Genomic DNA, 17,856 nt, shown 5'->3' on the forward strand with positions numbered 1-17,856 from the left:
TGCCGTACGGGGGTGTGGACTGTGTCGTCGCAGGTCGGAACGGCGGCCCGCGGCCTCAGGCGCCGATGCGGTGGAGGACGACGATGTCCTCCCGGTCGAGGCGAAGCTCGTAGCCCTCGTTGAGATAGCTGTTCACCACGCCGCGCAGGTCGTTGTTGACCGAGGCCACGATCCAGGGCGTGCCCCGCTTCTGGTAGTCCCACCACAGCACGGTCGTCCGGCCGGACAGCCGCGCGCCGAAGTCGTCGGTCGCCTCCACCACCACGCCGTCGGGGACCATGCTCATGGCCTGCTCCCTGGCCTCCGTACGCGGATCGGGGTGGTAGAAGTCCGGGCTCATCAGGTTGTCGAACGGCCGGTAGGGGACCGTGGTGACCGCGACCGCGAAGACCGCGGCGGCGTAGGCCAGCCGCAGGCCGTGCCCGGGGCGCGGCACCCCGCGCCGCTCCAGCCACCGGATGAGCCGGGCCGCGCCGTCCACCCCGGCCATCAGCAGGATCACCACCACGAACGCGTCGTAGTGCCAGCCGGTCGACCACCAGTTGTCGGAGTCGGCCAGCAGCCGCTCCAGGATGAGCGGCAGCGCCGCCAGGACCAGCGGGGACAGCAGGCACAGGAACAGCGCCGGCCACAGCAGCAGGCCCCAGGTGTCCCACTTCGAATGGTCGTCGAAGAGCATGGCCACGAACGCGTGCGGCCGCGTGACGGCGCTCCACAGCATCTGCGGCAGGTCCTCGCCGAGCTTCGAGTAACGCGTGTAGTAGGCCGGGTTGCCGCCCGCCAGGGGGATCACGAACTTGCGCACCACCTCGAACACGGCCACCCCGGTGAACGCCAGCCCGGCGCCGAGCCTGCGCTGCCCGGTGAAGAACAGCCAGACGCCGATGCCCGCCACCATGAGGCCCAGGTCCTCCTTGGTGAGCAGCAGGCCGAGCACCGCGAGCAGGCCGGGCAGGCGCCGCCCGGCGTGCAGCCGCTCGATGGCGATCGCGCTCAGCAGCGGCACGAAGGCGACCTCGTGGAACTCCACCGCCGTCGCCTGCGCGATCGGCCAGGAGATGGCGTACGCCACGGAGACGAGGTAGGCGTGCGGCGTGCCCAGCACGCGGCGGGTGAACATCCACACGAACGGGATGGCCAGGGCGAACAGCACGGCCTGCGCCACGAGCAGCGTCTCGGGCCCGTCGTGCAGCCAGTAGAGGGGAGCCAGCACGGCCAGGATCGGCGAGAAGTGGTCGGCGAGCTGCATGTAGTCCATGCCGAAGCCGCCGGTGACCCCGCGCAGCGGCACCGTGGGCGCGGAAAAGTGCGAGTATCCGCGCACCGCCTGGTCGAAGATGACCAGGTCGTAGGTGGCCACCTGGAAGTGGGCGAACCTGAGCAGCGAGAGGGTCCAGTTCAGGGCCGACGACAGCGCGCAGAGCACGGACACCGCGATCAGGTGCCGGTTGGACCTCAGGAACCGCGCGGCGGGGTGCGGGGCCGCCGCGCCGTCCGGCCGTTCCTCCGGTTCGACGGCGGCCGTGGCGCCGGCGATGTCTCCAGGCTCCGCCTCGCCGGCTGCCCGGGTGCCTGCGGTGTCTCCGGGCTCCGCGACGGCCGTTCCGTCCACGGCGGCTGCCTCCAGGGTGTCGTCGGGGTCGCTGCCTCTCCGGGGCGGCTCCTCCGCCGGTTGCCCGGACGTCGCGGTCCCCGTGATCACGAGGAGGAGAGTAGGCCCTCCGGGCGGGAACGGTCTATACGGGCGTATCCCCGGAAACGCCTCGATAGGACGTACGACGCTCCCACCTGGGCCTCCTCACGCACGCCCATGAATCTTTCACGGGCGTCGTCCCGGGGCGTCCCCCGGCGTCGGCGGGTCAGATGACGGCGACGGCCGTGATGAGGCCGATGAAGAAGTGCGTCACGCCGAGGAGGACTGCGGCGGGCTGCAGCGTGGTCTCCCGGACCAGCTCACGCACCGATATGCCGGCGACCTTGTCGAAGGCCACCATGCCGAGCGTCTGCACGGCGATGCCCACCAGGCCGAACACGAGCGTCGCGAGCAGGCCCTCGCGCAGCGCGCCGCCGGACGACCAGATGGAGGCCGCCACGACGAGTCCGACGCCGGCGACGCTGGAGGCGGCCAGCACCGTGGCGTTGGGATTGCGGTCGGTACGGATGATCTTGCTGAGTCGCCCGGGCGTCGCCAGGTCGATGACGTAGAACCCGGCGACGAGCAGCAGCACGCCCAGGATGGCGTACGCGAGGATCGCCAGGGCGCCGTGCGTGAGCACGTCGACGATGGAGGTTGTGGTGTTCACGGGGGCCTTCGCTTTCAGCCGTGGATGCGATGGGGGACGAAAGAGGACGTGTCGTCGGTGACGAGGCCGGAGGTCTCCCGGATGCCGAGCCCGGCCGACTCCTCGTCGACCACCCACGCCCCGAGCACCGGACGCCAGCCGTCGAAGTCCGGCAACGGCAGGAACTCCTGGTAGACGAAGCCCTCCCTGCCGTAGTCGCCCTCGGTCTCCACCTCGACGCCCGGCGCGGCGATCCGCATCGAGGCGCCCTCGCGGCCGAGCAGCGGCTTGCGCACGTATCCGGGGCCGCCGGCCAGTTCGCGAGGACCGTCGAGGTAGGCGGGCAGCAGGTTCGGGTGGCCCGGGTACAGCTCCCACAGGATCGCCAGCAGAGCCTTGTTGGACAGCAGCATCTTCCACAGCGGCTCGATCCACGTCATCGAGATCTGCTGCGCGAGCGCGTGCGGCGCGAACGGCTCCGCGACGATCCACTCCCAGGGATACAGCTTGCACAGCGTGCGGACGACCCGGTGCTCCATGTCGACGAACCGGTGGTTGAGCGCGTCCCAGCCGATGTCCTCCATGGCGATCGCCGCCGTGACCAGCCCGGCCTGCTCGGCGGTCTCCTGGAGGTAGCCGATGGTCATCGCCTCCTCGCCCGTCTCGTCGGCGCTGGTCCACGCGAAGTGGGCCGGGCCCGTCTGGAGCGTGAGGGACTTCCAACGGTCGACAAGGCGCTCGTGGATGGAGTTCCACTGGTCGTCTTCGGGATACACGTCCTTCAGCCAGAACCACTGCACGACGGAGCTCTCGACCAGGCTGGTCGGCGTGTCGGCGTTGTACTCCAGCAGCTTGGCCGGTCCCGTGCCGTCGTAACGCAGGTCGAACCTGCCGAAGACGTGCGGGTCGCGCCGCCGCCACGATTCCGCGACGGCCGCACGGCAGTGCGGTGGGATGCCGAGGTCGGCGAACCGGCCGGAGGCCACGATGTGGTCGGCCGCGGCCAGGCACATCCGGTGCAGCTCCTCGACCTGCTCCTCCAGGGCGAGGACCTCGTCCATGGTGAAGACGTAGTGGACGCTCTCGTCCCAGTAGGGCCGGGTGAGGCCCTCGGGGTGGGCGGAGCGGTGGAACGCGAGCCCCTGCGACTCGATGAGGGCGGCCCAGTTCTCCCTGGGCGCCGAGGTCAGCCTGCGCACGTGCCGGCCCCGCTCAGCCGCCGCCGCCGGAGTGGAAGCCGAAGCCGCCCCGCTGCACGACCCGCCCCGACCGGGTCGTGATCTGGGCGTCGGCCGGCCGGACCGTCGTGCCGCGGTAGACCCGGCCGCCCACGTGGCTGCCGCCGTAGTACCAGCGGTACGCGCCGTGCGAGCCGTAGTAGTGGCTGCCACCGCCGCCGTCGTCGTCGCAGTAGTCGTCGTCGACGACCACGTACGACCCGTCCGGATTGAGCGTCGAGGTGTCCACGCAGTCGGCGCCGACCTCCTCGTAGTCGTCCTGCGCCGCGCAGAAGCCGACGACGAGGACGGACAGCACACCCAGGGTGCCGAGTTTGATCGCCGTGGAGGACTTGACGCCGCTCGACGGCGGCGGCGTCTGCGGCCGCGGCGTGCCCATCGCCATGGGATGGGTGGGCATGGAGGAGCCACCGGGTGGCGTCGTCTTCGGTGGGGGGCTCTCCCCGGGTTCTGCCAATCGGGCTCCTGCTGTCGAGATCGGCACACATTATCGTCTCGCTGGACGAACGGGACAGGCAGGCGCGGGGTTCCTGATCGGTCTGTTATGTCCGCCCGGCTGAGATGCCGTACGCCGGGTAGCGTCCCGGGTGTGGATCCCGTCGAGGCACTGAAGCGCATCGCCTTCCTGCTGGAACGGGCCGGCGAGCCGACCTACCGCGTGCGCGCCTTCCGAGGCGCCGCCGCCGCGATCGAGGACCTGCCCCGGGAGGAGTTGGTACGGCTCGCGCGCACCGGCGGCCTGACCGACATGCGGGGCATCGGCAAGGTCACGGCCCTGGCCGTCACCGAGGCGCTGGACGGCGCCGTGCCGACCTACCTGCGGCGGCTCGAGGACACCAAGGACGTCGACCTCGACGAGGCCGCGCAGGCGCTGCGGTCGGCGCTGCGCGGCGACTTCCACAGCCACTCCGACTGGTCGGACGGCGGATCGCCCATCGAGGAGATGGCCGACGCCGCCCGCGCGCTCGGTCACGAGTACCTGGCGCTGACCGACCACTCGCCCCGGCTGACCGTCGCGCACGGACTGTCCGCCGACCGGTTGCGGCGGCAGCTCGACGTGGTCGCCGAACTCAACGAGCGGTACGCGGGGGACGGCGGCCCGCCGTTCCGGATCCTGACCGGCATCGAGGTGGACATCACCACCGACGGCTCGCTCGACCAGGAGCCGGAGCTGCTCGAACGGCTCGACGTCGTGGTGGCGAGCGTCCACTCGCTGCTGCGGATGGAGGCCGCGGACATGACCCGGCGGATGGTCACGGCGGTGGCCGACCCCCACGTGGACGTCCTCGGGCACTGCACCGGCCGGGTCGTGCGCGGACGAGGGCGGCCGGAGTCCCGGTTCGACGCCGAGATCGTCTTCGAGGCGTGCCGGAGGTTCGGGGTCGCGGTGGAGATCAACTCGAGGCCCGACCGGCTCGACCCGCCCAAGCGCCTGATGCGGCTGGCGTACGAGATGGGCTGCGAGTTCGCGATCGACTCCGACGCCCACGCGCCCGGCCAGCTCGACTGGCAGCGCTTCGGGTGTGAGCGCGCGGCCCTGTGCGGGATACCGCCCGAGCGCATCCGCAACACCCGCCCCTGGGGGACTGCTGCGGACTTGGGGTGATAGTGCTGTGGCGTCCGAGTGAGGTGTGTTGGGCGGGTTTCGCCGGACTGATCGACGTAGCGTCGAATCATGAAACGCCGCGACGCGCTGGTGAAGGAGCTGGAATCCGCCGGATGCCTGTCGGCCCGCGAGCTCGCCTCGCGCCTCGGGGTCAGCAAGAGCACCGTCGTGCGCGACGTCGCGAAGCTCCGGGAGGCCGGTGTCCCGATCCGGCTCGACCAGGGCGGGTACGCGCTGGCGGGCCCCGACTCCGTGAAACGCGCCATCGACAGGGCGCTGCACGGGCGGCACGTGCTGCGCCTGGAGTATGTGAACAGCAAGGGCGTGCCCACCGTCAGGGACGTCGAGCCCAGCATCTGCCTGGGTGGCCGGGGCGGGCACTGGTATCTGGTGGCCTGGTGCCGGTTACGCGACGACGTGCGCGTCTTCCGGCTCGACCGGATCTCCTGGGCCGAGGTCATGGACGAGCGCTTCCCCGAGCCGGGCCGCGACCGCCTGGCCGAGCTCGCCGAGGCCGTCGGCGGCTGAGTCGCCGCCCCGCAGCGCTGGAAGGCGGCGCGTGTACGACCGGAAGCGTGGGCGGCACGGCCGGGGCCGGGCGCGGCTGGTGCGGCGGAGTCGTGAGGACCCGCGAATCCGTGAGCCGGGTGGACGGGCGCAGCTCGGGTGCCCGTTCTGACGTGCGCCGATGCGCGGGAGTCGAACGCGTCAGCGAGAAATGTCGGTGGGGTGGCCTACCCTCTGCGGCGTGAACCGTACCGACCGGCTCTACGCGATCGTCGAGGACCTGCGGGCGATCTCCCCGCGCTGCCGGTCCGCGCGTGAGCTCGCCCTGCGCTTCGAGGTCAGCTCGCGGACCATCGAGCGGGACATCTCCGCGCTGCAGCAGGCCGGCGTGCCCATCTACGCGGAGGTCGGGCGCAGGGGAGGGTACGCGCTGGACAAGAGCATGTCCCTGCCCCCGCTCAACTTCACCCCCGCCGAGGCCGTGGCGGTGGCGATCGCCCTCAGCCGCACAGAACAGCAGCCCTTCGCCGACGAGGCGCGCAGCGCGCTGCGCAAGCTCGTCGCCGCCATGCCCGGCCCCGAGGGGGAGCGGGCCCGGCAACTGGCCGCCCGCGTGCAGATCCTCACCGACGACAAGCCGGAGTCCCGATACACCGGGTCGATCGGCAGGGTCATCGAGGAGGCCCTGCTCAAGGGGGTCGTCCTACGCATCCACTACAGCGACGCCCAGGGTGTGCTGACGACAAGGGAGGTGGAGCCCGGGGCGTTCGTCGGCGGGCGGAGCGGGTGGTGGTATCTGGTGGCCTGGTGCCGGCTGCGCGACGCCGTCCGCGTCTTCCGGCTCGACCGGATCGCCGAGGCCGTCCTCACCGAGGATCCGGTGCCCGGCCGGCCTCTGGAGGCGTTCGACGCCGGCGTGCCGGACATGATCGCACGTACGCCGGTGCTCGACTGACGTTGATTCGAAAGAATGTTCGCGATTTTCTGGAAACGCCGACAGGGGGGTGTCGCCGAAGGGCGGGAGGCTCTACTCACACGACGGACCGGCCATGGTCCACCGAGCACCTTCCCCGCTCGTCACGCCGTCTGCCGGTGCCGTCGCGTAGGAGAGCGAGCGCCTGCATACAAGGCAACAGAGAAAGAGGCCGACGATGACCACTCCCGCCGCCCCCGCCGTCAACACGGTCGCCTGGTTCGAGATCGCGAGCGACGACCCCGAGGGGGTCCAGCGCTTCTACGGCGACCTGTTCGGCTGGCGGTTCCGGACCGACGAGGACTCGGCCGCCATGGGTATCGACTACCGGCTCATCAGCTACGCCGGTGACGAGGAGATGCGCGGCGGCGTGTTCGGCACCCGTGGCGACATGCCCGGCCACGCCGTCTTCACCGTGCTGGTGCGGGATGTGGCCGAGACCTGCCGGAAGGTGGAGGCGCTGGGCGGCAAGGTGCTCAGCCAGGTCGTGGGCAACGAGAGCGGTCCCGACTTCGCCTACCTCCACGACCCGTCCGGCAACCTCTTCGGCGTCTTCGCTCCGGCCGGTGCCTGACCGGCCGGAGCGTACCCAGGCCGTCCGAACGCCTGCCGGGATCCCCCGTGCTTCCCCTGCGGCGCCTTTCCCCCCGGGCCCTTCCCCTCCGGGCCGTCAGGGCGCTCGGACGGCCGTTCCCCGCCCCCGCCGGTCGGGTGGGGTCCGCCGGCCGCCCGTTCGAGGTGCCGATACGGGCGGCCGGCGGCGGCGCGTCGCCACGCATGCGGTGGCGGTGCCTGCCAGGTGGCCGGCGGTGCGTCGCCTCGTGTGCGGCGGCGGAGACACCGCGGCCGGATGCGCGATACCACGCGTGCCGCGGCGGTGGCGGGCGGCCGGCGGCGGGGCCTCGTCACGCCTCCGGCGGGCGGTGCTGCAACTGGCGGCGCAGTTCGGCGATCTCCCGCTCCAGGTCGGCGACGTCCGGGGCGTTGGAGTCGGCCGGGCCCTGGCCCGGGGTGGCCTGCGGCCGCTGCTGTCCGTAGGGCGAGGGAGCGGGACGCACGTACTGCGTCGCGCCGTCGGGTCGCTGGGGATCGTAGCCCCCGCCCGGCAGTTGGGAATCGTAGTCGCGCGGGCGCGGAGCCTCGTAGCCCCCGGCCGTCCGCCCGGGCTGGTGGCCGTTGGCCGGCGGCAGGCTCTGCGGCTGCCAGCCCTGTGGCAGCACCTGGCCGTTCACCGGCTGCCGGTCATAGCCGCCGCCGACCTGCGCCGGGTAGCCGCCGCCGTTGATCCCGGGGTAGGGCCCGCCGTACGCCGGCGAGGGCGACTGGTCCTGCGGGGAGGAGGGGGCCTTCTTGCGCCTGCGCATGAGGACCAGCAGCAGGAGACCGCCGCCGACCACGATCAGGACACCGGCGCCGATGGCGATCCACAGCCACATCGGCTGCGGGGTCTCGTCCTTGCCGGACGAGATCGCCTGCTGGGAGTCGGTGATGTACTTCGCGACGTACGGGTGGCTCGGGAACAGCGCCTGCACCTCGCGGAACTTCGGCAGCGCGTCCTTGTAGTGCCGCTGGAAGAAGTCGTCGAGCGCCTCGTTGTACTTCGTCGTCGTCAGCGACGCGGCGGGCTTGACGTTCTTCTCGTTGAGCTTCTCCTTGATGATCGAGACCGGGAGCACGAAGCTCTCGTTCTCCGACGCCTCGCCGTTCTCGCTCACGGTGCCGGCGATCAGCATGCCGACGACCTTGCCCGCACGGCTGAAGACCGGACCGCCGGAGTTGCCGTGGTAGGAGGGCGCCTGTGTCTGGATGTACGGCACGCCTTCCTGCGTCGTCCGCTTGGCGTTGTACGGCCCCTCGGTGAGCGCGGGGTCGAGCTTGGACTCGACGCTGAACCACGGCGTGTTGGTCACCAGGCCGGGGAAGCCGCTGATGTAGAGCGTGTCGCCGGTCTGCACGTCGGCGTCGTCGCCGAGCGGCACGGTCGGCAGGTTCTGCTGGCCGTTGACCTTGAGCAGCGCGAAGTCCTTGCCCGGGTAGCTCTCACCGACCGACACCAGCTCGGCCGGGACCTCCTTGGCCGTCTTGTCGACACCGCCGCCGGGCAGGCTCTGCAGGACCGACAGGCTCTTCTGCAGGCCGCGGATCTCCAGGTGGGTGCTGTTGAAGGTGACGTAGATCTGCTGGACGAGCTCGATCATCTCCTTGTCGGCCTCGAAGTTCCGCAGGGCGTTGATCATGTCCTTCGCGTCCTGCTTGTTGAACTTCTCCAGCGCCTGCTGCGCGAAGGTCTGCGACAGCTCCTCGTCGCTCATCTGCACGCAGTGCGCGCCGGTGACCATGTAGCCGTCGGGGGTCACCCACCAGCCCGTGCACATGCCGCCGACCTGGGCCTTGACCGTGCGCTCCGGGCCGACGGGCTGGAGGTACCGGTCGACGTCGGCCGCCACACGCTGGAAGAGGAACTTGGCGATGCTCCGCTCGTCGGAGGGGATCTTGCCGGCGAGCACGGCCTGGGTGGCCTCGGTGGTCAGCTGGTCCCAGGCCGCCTGCTTGGCCTGGCTGCTCGGGACGACGACCTCGCCCGAGTAGGTGATGCTCGTGAGCTGCACGGCCGGGTGGGTGCGAGCGGCCAGCCGGGTGCCGACGGGGACCTCGTCCCCGGTGTCCGCCGAAGCGGGAGCGGCCACGACGAGCAGGGCGAAGGCCGCCATCGCGGCCATCCCCCCGGTCAGTCTGCCGAAGTATTTCCTGAAATTTCCATCCACGGCAGCAAGCGTGATGGAACGGTCTTGTTTCTTGCTTGGAGGTGGCTTGGGACCGGACGGTACCGCACTGCAAGACCGCGTTCGCGCCGCTCAGGTGCGGTGCGGGCGCCGGAGACGACGGCGGCCCCCGCCGGAGCGGGGGCCGCCGGACGATCCGCGGATCAGACGCCCATCGACTGGGTGTCGTTGGTCTCCGGGGTCTGCTGAGCCGACACCTCGGTCACCCCGTTCTTGAGGTGGTAACGGGCGACGGCCTCCTGCAGCGTCTCGGCCTTGACCTCGCCGCGCCGCACGAGCTGGGTCAGCACCGCCAGCGTGATCGAGGCCGCGTCCACATGGAAGTGGCGGCGCAGCGCCGAACGCGTGTCGGACAGGCCGAAGCCGTCGGTGCCGAGCGAGGTCCAGTCACCGGGCACCCACTGGGCGATCTGGTCCGGGACGGCGCGCATGTAGTCGCTGACGCCCACGAAGGGCCCCGGCACACCCGTCAGCTTGCTGGTCACGTACGGCACGCGCTGCTCGGCGTCGGGGTTGAGCAGGTTGTGCTCCTCGACGTCCAGGGCGTCCCTGCGCAGCTCGCTCCAGGAGGTGGCCGACCAGACCGAGGCCGACACGCCCCAGTCCTCCGCCAGCATCCGCTGTGCCTCCAGTGCCCACGGGCCGGCGACGCCGGACACCAGGATGTTCGCCTTCGGCCCGTCGCCCGCCGCCGGGGCGTAGAGGTAGAGGCCCTTGAGGATGCCCTCCACGTCCACGTTCTCCGGCTCGGCCGGCTGCGGGTAGGGCTCGTTGTAGACGGTCAGATAGTAGAAGACGTCCTCGGGCTGCTCCCCGTACATCCTCCGCAGACCGTCCTTGACGATGTGCGCGATCTCGAACGCCCACGCCGGGTCGTACGAAACGGCGGCGGGGTTGGTCGAGGCGATCAGCGGGGTGTGGCCGTCCTCGTGCTGCAGGCCCTCGCCGTTCAGCGTGGTGCGGCCGGCCGTCGCGCCGAGCAGGAAGCCCCGGCCCATCTGGTCGCCGAGCTGCCACATCTGGTCGGCGGTCCGCTGGAACCCGAACATCGAGTAGAAGATGTAGACCGGGATCATGTGCTCGCCGTGGGTGGCATACGAGGTGCCGACCGCGAGCACCGAGCCCATCGAGCCGGCCTCGCTGATGCCCTCGTGCAGGATCTGACCCTCGGTCGACTCCTTGTACGACAGCAGCAGCTCGCGGTCGACCGCCTCGTACGTCTGCCCGTGAGGCGAGTAGATCTTGGCGGTCGGGAACATCGCGTCCACACCGAACGTGCGGGCCTCGTCCGGGATGATCGGCACGAACCTGGCGCCGATCTCCTTGTCCCGCATGAGGTCCTTGAGCAGGCGGACGAACGCCATGGTGGTGGCGACGTTCTGCTTGCCGGAGCCCTTGCGCAGGCCCGAGTAGACGGGGTCGCCGGGGAGCTTGAGCGGCTTCGCGCGTACCACCCGCTTGGGCAGGTAGCCGCCGAGCGCCGCCCGGCGCTCCTTCATGTAGGCGATCTCGTCGTTGTCCTCGCCGGGGTGGAAGTACGGCGGGAGGTCGGCCTCGAGGTCCTTGTCCGGGATGGGCAGGTAGAGCCGGTCGCGGAACTCCTTGAGCTCGGCCTTGCTCATCTTCTTCATCTGGTGCGTGGCGTTGCGCGCCTCGAAGTCCTTGCCGAGCGTCCAGCCCTTGATCGTCTGGGCCAGGATGACGGTCGGCTGGCCGACGTGCTCGCGGGCCGCTTTGAACGCGGCGTACACCTTGCGGTAGTCGTGGCCGCCGCGCGACAGCTTGCGGATGTCGTCGTCCGACATGTGCTCGACCATCTTGCGCAGGCGCGGGTCGCCGCCGAAGAAGTTCTCCCGGATGTACGCGCCCGACTCGACCGAGTAGGTCTGGAACTGTCCGTCGGGCGTGGTGTTCATCTGGTTGACCAGCACGCCGTCGACGTCGGCCGCGAGCAGCGGGTCCCAGTCACGGCCCCAGACGACCTTGATCACGTTCCAGCCGGCGCCGCGGAAGTACGACTCCAGCTCCTGGATGATCTTGCCGTTGCCGCGCACCGGGCCGTCGAGCCGCTGCAGGTTGCAGTTGATCACGAAGGTGAGGTTGTCGAGCTCCTCGCGGGCCGCGACGCCGATCGCGCCGAGCGACTCGGGCTCGTCCATCTCGCCGTCGCCCAGGAAGCACCAGACGTGGCTGCGGCTGGTGTCCTTGATCTTGCGGCTGAGCAGGTAGCGGTTGAACCGCGCCTGGTAGATCGCACCGATCGGGCCGAGGCCCATGGAGACCGTGGGGAACTCCCAGAAGTCCGACATCAGCCGGGGGTGCGGGTAGGAGGGCAGGCCCTTGATCCCGTGGGACAGCTCCTGACGGAACGCGTCGAGCTGGGGCGCGTCGAGACGGCCCTCCAGGAAGGCCCGGGCGTAGATGCCCGGCGCCGCGTGGCCCTGGATGAAGATCTGGTCACCCGACTCGCCGTGGTCCTTGCCGCGGAAGAAGTGGTTGAAGCCCACCTCGTACAGCGACGCCGCGGACGCGTAGGTGGCGATGTGGCCGCCGACGTTGGTCCGCGCGTTGGCACGGGTCACCATCACCGCCGCGTTCCAGCGGATGTAGGCCCGGATGCGGCGCTCGACGTACTCGTCTCCCGGGAACCAGGGCTCGCGCTCCGGGGGGATGGTGTTGATGTAGTCCGTGCTGCGCAGGCCGGGCACACCGACCTGGTGTTCGCGGGCGCGCTCGAGCAGCCGGAGCATCAGGTAGCGGGCCCGGGTTCGGCCCTCGGTCTTGATGACGTTGTCGAGCGATTCGAGCCATTCGTTGGTCTCGCTCGGATCGACATCAGGCAACTGGCTGGGTAGGCCGTCACTGATGATCGAAAAACGCTGGCGTCCGGAAGCCACTGGGTCTCGCCTTCCGAGAATGGACTTTGTCTCGTCGGATCTGTTACGTCTGTGTTGCCTGCTGCGATGCGGTCAGCGCTTGATCGCGGCGTTGCGGTCTTCTTCCATCCTGTCTCGTCCCACCGGAAAGTGCATCTCTACTTCCCGGTAACCGAACCGTCCGCGCTGGCTGCGGGGCAGGTGTTGGCCTAGACCACCGATGGTAGGACGATTTTTACCTACCATCCATTCCCGGCCGCCGCCGGGGGCGCCGCAAGGTCGCCGGCGTCACATCGTGCCTGGTCGGAACCTCCGTACCCGGCCTGACCGCGCCCTACCCGGAACACCGGGCGAAGTCGCCGCGCAGTCGCGGTCGTAGCCGTCCCGCCATTGTCTTGGGGACCCTCCGCCTCGCCTGTCTCCACGTCTCCGGCACGTTTCCGAGGGTGCGCGGGCGGGGCCGGGGGCGGCGTGCCGGCCAAGTAACGTTTTGGTATGAGTTGTCCCTTCCTCTGAGGAGAGGGGGGTTTCTCCTCTTTCCAGGTGGCGATAGCCGTACCAGGCTCTGGAGAGAGGGGGATCGAGATGCACGCAACGGTAGGGGACCGGCTGGTGGTGCACGGTGCCGTCGTGGGCGACCACGAGAAGCACGGTGTGATCGTCGAGGTCCGCGGTCCAGAGGGCGGCCCGCCGTTCCTGGTGAGGTACGAGGACGGGCACGAAGCGCTCGTCTTCCCCGGTCCGGACGCTGTCGTTCTTCCAGCTCAGCGCGAATCGTAATATCGCGGATGTGAAATCGACGGTGATCGAGGTGCGGACCGGCGGGCGCGAGCGCGTGCATGACATAACGAAGGAGTGCGCCGATTTCGTGCGCGAGTGCGGGGGAGACGGGCTGCTGCACGTCTTCGTCCCGCACGCGACGGCGGGCGTGGCGCTGCTGGAGCTCGGCTCCGGCAGCGACGAGGACCTGCTGGCCGCTCTGGGGGATCTGCTGCCGGCGGACGACCGGTGGCGGCATGCGCACGGCTCCCGTGGGCACGGAAGGTCGCATGTCATGCCCGCCTTCATTCCGCCGTACGCGACCGTTCCCGTCCTCAAGGGCAGGCTGGCGCTGGGGACCTGGCAGTCGGTCGCCCTGATCGACCTCAACGTCGACAACCCTGACAGGCGTGTTCGTTTGTCGTTTTTGACCGATTAAGAGATAACGGTGCGGGTCACCCGCCGTGGCGACCGTTGACGACGGCGGGTCGCAGCGTGTGGACTGTGCCGAAGCATGGCTCTCAACGAGCCGGGACAACCGCAAGACATGGGCGGGGTCACCCCAAGCAGGAGGGATAAACGTGAGCGCGACCGCGGGTCAGGCGCAGGACGAACGCGGCCTGGCCGAACGACTCGGCCTCAAAGCCGGTCAGGTGGTGCAGGAGGTCGGCTGGGACGAGGACTGCGACGAGGCGCTGCGCCAGTCCATCGAGGAGCTGACCGGCAACGAGCTGGTGGACGAGGACTACGAGGACGTCGTCGACGTGGTGCTGCTCTGGTGGCGTGACGGCGACGGCGACCTCTTCGACGCGCTGAGCGACGCGATGACCGCTCTCGCCGACGGAGGCCAGATCTGGCTGCTGACCCCCAAGGCGGGGCGCGAGGGCCACGTGGAGCCCAGCGACATCGGTGAGGACGCGGCGACCGCCGGGCTGTCGCAGACGAGCAGCGTGAGCGCCGCCAGGGACTGGTCGGGCACGAGGCTCGTCGCCCCGAAGGCTCGCCGCTGAGTATTGCCCTGCCGTACGGCCCGGGGATGCCGTACGGCAGGATGATGGGCGGACACCTGGGGAAGGACTGCTCATGGCGATAGAGGTCGGGCAGCAGGCTCCGGATTTCGCACTCAAGGACCAGCACGGCGTTCCCGTGCGCCTCTCCGACCTGCGGGGCAAGACGGTCATGCTCGTCTTCTATCCCCTGTCCTTCAGCCCCGTCTGCCACGGCGAGCTCGCGGCCATCCGCGACGAGCTCGCCGGCTCCCTGTCTCCGCATGTCCAGGTGCTGGCGGTGTCGGTCGACTCGATGTTCAGCCAGCGCGCCTGGGCCGACCAGGAGGGCTTCTCTTTTCCTCTGTTGTCGGATTTCTGGCCCCATGGTGAGGTCGCCCGGGCGTACGGTGTCCTCGATGAGGACAGGGGACTCGCGCTCCGGGGCACGTTCATCATCGACGGCGAAGGCGTCGTGCGCTGGAAGGTCGTCAACCCGATCGGTTCCGCACGCGATCTCGACGAGTACCGGAAGGCGCTCGCGGAAATCTGATCGTTTCATTGCCCGCCCCCGGGCACTGACATATTCGACTCCGACTCCGACTCGCCCCATTGGAGGCCACGATGCCCTGCTACAGGTGCGGGGCCCGGCAGACCGATCCCGTCCGCGGCGCCAGCCCATGGAAGCGCGCGGTGCGCCGCGAGGCGCAGGTCCTCGTCTGCCCGGACTGCCAGCGTGTGCATGACCTCGATCTCGACACGTGCGCCTCGTGCGGCTCGATCGCGCTGATCTGCCGCCTGGGGGAGATCGAGTGCCGCTCCTGCGGCGAGGTGCGGCTCGCCCGTGCCGATGAGCCGCTCGTCACGGCCGGCTCGACGGGTGCCGGTCACATGCCCGGCCTCGCCGCGGAGGTGGAGGCGGCCCTCGACCGCGTCCTGGGCCGCTCGTGACGTACGTCGTCGCCCTGGATGTGGGGGGCACCTCCATGAAGGGCGGCCTCGTCACCCGCGGCGGCGAAGTCACCGTCCTCGCCGGGCGCCCCACGGGCCGCGAACACGGTCCGGACGCGGTGGTGGAGGCCGTGCGCGCCTACGTCGGCGAGATCGCCGATCTCGGCCGCTCCCGGTACGGCGTCGAGCCCGCCGGGGTGGGCCTGGCCGTCCCGGGCATCGTCACCGCGTCCACCGCCGTCTACTCGGCCAACATCGGCTGGCGCGACGTGCCCGCCGAGGCGTTCACGCCGCCCGGCGTCCCGGCGCGGCTCGGCCACGACGTCCGCACGGGCGGCCTGGCCGAGAGCGTCTTCGGCGCGGGCCGCGACGTCGCCGACTTCCTCTTCCTGCCCATCGGCACCGGCATCGCGGGAGCGGTGGTGCTCCGCGGCGAGCCGTACGGCGGCGCGCACGGCTGGGGCGGCGAGATCGGGCACGCGTCCGTCTGGCCGGCGGGGGAGAAGTGCGCCTGCGGGCAGATCGGCTGCCTGGAGACCTACGCCTCCGCCTCGGCCGTGGCCCGCCGCTTCGCGGCGCGCTCCGGCCGTACGTCGACCGCGAAGGACGTCGTCGAGCTCGCGGTCGCGGGAGACCCGGTGGCCGCCGAGGTGTTCGGCGAGGCGATCGAGGCCCTGGCCATCGCCCTCGCGTCGTACGTGCTCGTGCTCGACCCGGCCCTGATCGTCATCGGCGGCGGCCTGGCGGAGGCCGGTGCGGCCCTGTTCGAGCCGTTGCGGGAACGGCTGGCCGGCCGGTTGACCTTCCGGGAGCCCCCGCCCGTGCGCCCGGCCGCCCTGGGCCCCCGGGCGGGCATGCTGGGGGCGGCCCTCCTCGGCTGGCAGGCGGCGGGAGACAACGACGCGGGCGCCGACTGGTCACTCGATGTGCTGAGAGGCGGGTCGGTGTCGTAAGGTGTAGTCCGGTCCGGGCGGTTAGCTCAGCGGTAGAGCACTCGCCTTACAAGCGAGGGGTCACTGGTTCGAACCCAGTACCGCCCACCAGCAATAACAAGCCCCGTAGCGATCACGCCACGGGGCTTCGTGCCATCAACGTGCCATTAGCTTTGGATCTTGGCTGTTTTGATCTTGCGATTCGCCGCGTCGGCGATGCCCTTGTCCGCCTCCGTCGTGCGGTGCTGGTAGATCATCGCGGCGCGCACGCTGTCATGGCCCATCCGTGCCATCAGGCCGCGGAGGGAAGCGCCGGCACTGGCTGCGATCGTGTTCCCGGTGTTCCTCGGCTTGGGAGCGCTTGGCGATGACGGCTTGGCCGTGCCCGCCGGGTCCGTCTTCGACGCGCTTCTCCTTCGCTCTCCGACGGGTGGCGGAGCGCGGGTATCGATCGCGCCGGGGACGTCCAGGGCTGCACGTTCCGCTCGCCGGCGCTGAGCGGACGGGGCATGGGCAGGAATGCGAAAATGGCCGTACCTGACAGAAGATCGGAGCCGGGATGGACATGCGCGCAGAGGTGGAGTGGGTCGACTCACGGGAGAGGCTGCCGGGGAACGGAATGCCCGTGGCCGCCGCGATCACGGGCCGTTTCGTGTCCGACGATGCGGACGAACTCGATCCGAACGCCGGGCAGGAATTCTGGCTGGTGAGGCCGATGTACTTCACCACCCGTCACTTCGCTGAGGACGGGCGTGAGTACCATGACTGCTTCGTCGACTCTGACGGTGTCGTCCGCCTGCCCTACGGCCGGGACGGTGACGACCCGCAGGACTGTGACGACCCGATCACCCACTGGGCCGAGCTGCCCACTCTGCCGGGCACGACCGTGCATTACCTGGTGGGCGAGGAGGCGGAGACCGCTCGCGCGAACGCCTTGGGCGAGGGGACATAACGGCGGTCATGGCGCGCTCGCGATCCCATGAGCCATGCCAGCATGGCATCGGCGCCACCATTCCCGAACGCGCCGACCAGGTCCGCAACCGGCTGCGCAAAGGCCGCCGAGGCAGGCGGCCACTCGCCTTCGACCGAGGCGTCCACAGCTACGAAACGTGGTCGAACGCTGATTCAACAAGCTCAAGCAGTGGCGTGGCATCGCCACCCGCCTGGCGGCAACTGCACCGTCAAGGGAACGAGGTTGGCGGCTGCACGGTCGCCCGGCATATGCGCGAACTCGGCCTGCACGGCGCATTCGCCTGAAGCTACTTGACCATCCAGGGCTCGGCTCGGGCCGTCCCTCTCGCTGAGGTCCGCGCGAGTCTGGACCTCGGTCGGTTGAGCGAGTTCATCCACACCTGGTGGCTGATCGCGTGCGATTCGGTCAAAGATCCGCAGGGCCGCGGAGACGTCTACGAGCGGTCTGCCCACGTCCAGGAACTGGTCGACGCCGGCGGGCCGATTCCTCGGGGCGACAAGACATGGCGCCAACTGCTGGCGGAGCGCGGGGTCGAGCAGTAGGTGTACTCGATCGTCGAGCCCGATCCTGTCCTCACGGGTGCGTCTCAACACATCGAGTGATTATGGGGTGGCAGGGCTTTCATTCACGTCGGGGTTCGTCTGCACGCCGATGCGCCCGAGGGTGGCGTGGGAACGTCCGGCCTGGAACTGGGCCTTCCGCAGGAGATCTTCGATCAATCGGGTGCGGTGGAGAACTTCAGCGAGCCGGGCCCCCGGGTCCGGGTCGCCGGTTCTGTCACGCAAGACATATCTAGTGGGCAGTGCTTTGACCTCGGTACGCACATGGGCGGCTACGGTGACGGCGGCCTCGATCATCTCGCTTAGGGCGCGTATCGGGTTGTGATCAATCCTTGGGATTTGCCGTTGTGGCCGGGTCTGATCCGGTAGGTCCTCGTGTGTGACGCGGGCCCAGTTGACGGACGAAGAGTGGGAGTTCATCAAGCCGTAC

At 69.9% G+C, this 17,856-nt stretch carries 19 protein-coding genes and 1 tRNA gene; 13 read left to right on the top strand and 7 right to left on the bottom strand.

The features are described 5' to 3' along the window. Positions 1–55: 55 nt before the first annotated feature. The 4 genes from FH610_RS22065 to FH610_RS22080 form a co-directional block, all read right to left on the bottom strand. Entirely contained in the window at positions 56–1,702 is a 1,647-nt protein-coding gene (locus FH610_RS22065) for a DUF2079 domain-containing protein (protein ID WP_161628051.1), read from the bottom strand. Positions 1,703–1,859: 157 nt separating this feature from the next. Then, positions 1,860–2,303, bottom strand: a complete 444-nt coding sequence (locus FH610_RS22070; protein WP_139576411.1) for a DUF350 domain-containing protein — start codon at positions 2,301–2,303, stop codon at positions 1,860–1,862. A 14-nt stretch (positions 2,304–2,317) separates the two neighbouring features. Then, entirely contained in the window at positions 2,318–3,481 is a 1,164-nt protein-coding gene (locus FH610_RS22075; RefSeq protein ID WP_139576412.1) for a glutathionylspermidine synthase family protein, read from the bottom strand. A 13-nt stretch (positions 3,482–3,494) separates the two neighbouring features. Next, positions 3,495–3,920, bottom strand: coding sequence for a hypothetical protein (locus tag FH610_RS22080; RefSeq protein ID WP_240809117.1), 426 nt, complete (start codon positions 3,918–3,920; stop codon positions 3,495–3,497). A 189-nt stretch (positions 3,921–4,109) separates the two neighbouring features. On the opposite strand from FH610_RS22080, the gene FH610_RS22085 reads away from it, so the two are divergent. From FH610_RS22085 to FH610_RS22100, 4 genes are all read left to right on the top strand, one after another. Beyond that, positions 4,110–5,126 (top strand): PHP domain-containing protein, encoded by a 1,017-nt coding sequence (locus FH610_RS22085; RefSeq protein WP_205825958.1) that lies wholly within the window; start codon positions 4,110–4,112, stop codon positions 5,124–5,126. A 69-nt stretch (positions 5,127–5,195) separates the two neighbouring features. Further along, complete coding sequence (locus FH610_RS22090; protein ID WP_139576414.1) at positions 5,196–5,654, top strand: helix-turn-helix transcriptional regulator; 459 nt, start codon at positions 5,196–5,198, stop codon at positions 5,652–5,654. Between the two features lie 220 nt (positions 5,655–5,874). Next, positions 5,875–6,588 carry a helix-turn-helix transcriptional regulator gene (locus FH610_RS22095; protein ID WP_139576415.1) on the top strand — a complete coding sequence of 238 codons (714 nt, stop codon included), beginning with the start codon at positions 5,875–5,877 and terminating at the stop codon, positions 6,586–6,588. Positions 6,589–6,784: 196 nt separating this feature from the next. Then, positions 6,785–7,180 (top strand): VOC family protein, encoded by a 396-nt coding sequence (locus tag FH610_RS22100; RefSeq protein WP_139576416.1) that lies wholly within the window; start codon positions 6,785–6,787, stop codon positions 7,178–7,180. Between the two features lie 331 nt (positions 7,181–7,511). On the opposite strand, the gene FH610_RS22105 is transcribed toward FH610_RS22100, so the two are convergent. Further along, a complete protein-coding gene (locus tag FH610_RS22105) occupies positions 7,512–9,371 on the bottom strand; it encodes a trypsin-like peptidase domain-containing protein (RefSeq protein WP_240809118.1) in 1,860 nt (619 codons plus the stop codon). 161 nt (positions 9,372–9,532) lie between these two features. Then, complete coding sequence (gene aceE / locus FH610_RS22110; RefSeq protein WP_139576417.1) at positions 9,533–12,286, bottom strand: pyruvate dehydrogenase (acetyl-transferring), homodimeric type; 2,754 nt, start codon at positions 12,284–12,286, stop codon at positions 9,533–9,535. Positions 12,287–12,850: 564 nt separating this feature from the next. Between aceE and FH610_RS22115 the strand changes: the two genes are divergently transcribed. From FH610_RS22115 to FH610_RS22160, 9 genes are all read left to right on the top strand, one after another. Next, the gene (locus tag FH610_RS22115; RefSeq protein WP_139576418.1) at positions 12,851–13,045 is read left to right on the top strand and encodes a DUF1918 domain-containing protein; all 195 of its coding nucleotides are present in this window, start codon (positions 12,851–12,853) and stop codon (positions 13,043–13,045) included. Positions 13,046–13,055: 10 nt separating this feature from the next. Continuing rightward, entirely contained in the window at positions 13,056–13,463 is a 408-nt protein-coding gene (locus FH610_RS22120; RefSeq protein WP_139576419.1) for a secondary thiamine-phosphate synthase enzyme YjbQ, read from the top strand. A 142-nt stretch (positions 13,464–13,605) separates the two neighbouring features. Further along, positions 13,606–14,034, top strand: coding sequence for a DUF3052 domain-containing protein (locus FH610_RS22125; RefSeq protein WP_030505660.1), 429 nt, complete (start codon positions 13,606–13,608; stop codon positions 14,032–14,034). A gap of 73 nt (positions 14,035–14,107) precedes the next feature. Next, positions 14,108–14,563 (top strand): peroxiredoxin, encoded by a 456-nt coding sequence (locus FH610_RS22130; RefSeq protein WP_205825959.1) that lies wholly within the window; start codon positions 14,108–14,110, stop codon positions 14,561–14,563. Between the two features lie 71 nt (positions 14,564–14,634). Next, positions 14,635–14,961: a hypothetical protein gene (locus FH610_RS22135; protein WP_139576421.1), complete on the top strand. Its 327-nt coding sequence runs from the start codon at positions 14,635–14,637 to the stop codon at positions 14,959–14,961. Beyond that, positions 14,958–15,914 carry an ROK family protein gene (locus FH610_RS22140; protein ID WP_139576422.1) on the top strand — a complete coding sequence of 319 codons (957 nt, stop codon included), beginning with the start codon at positions 14,958–14,960 and terminating at the stop codon, positions 15,912–15,914. The genes FH610_RS22135 and FH610_RS22140 overlap by 4 nt, the downstream gene beginning before the upstream one ends. Positions 15,915–15,929: 15 nt before the next feature. Then, a tRNA-Val gene (locus FH610_RS22145) sits at positions 15,930–16,004 on the top strand. A 454-nt stretch (positions 16,005–16,458) separates the two neighbouring features. Continuing rightward, positions 16,459–16,845: an AQJ64_40280 family protein gene (locus FH610_RS22155; RefSeq protein ID WP_139576424.1), complete on the top strand. Its 387-nt coding sequence runs from the start codon at positions 16,459–16,461 to the stop codon at positions 16,843–16,845. A gap of 380 nt (positions 16,846–17,225) precedes the next feature. After that, positions 17,226–17,408, top strand: coding sequence for a hypothetical protein (locus FH610_RS22160; protein WP_139576425.1), 183 nt, complete (start codon positions 17,226–17,228; stop codon positions 17,406–17,408). 60 nt (positions 17,409–17,468) lie between these two features. Here the strand turns inward: FH610_RS22160 and FH610_RS22165 are convergent. Continuing rightward, a partial coding sequence (locus FH610_RS22165; protein WP_205825961.1) for a hypothetical protein occupies positions 17,469–17,856 on the bottom strand: 388 nt, incomplete at its 5' end.

The organism is Microbispora catharanthi (assembly GCF_006334915.2).
Classification (GTDB): domain Bacteria; phylum Actinomycetota; class Actinomycetes; order Streptosporangiales; family Streptosporangiaceae; genus Microbispora; species Microbispora catharanthi.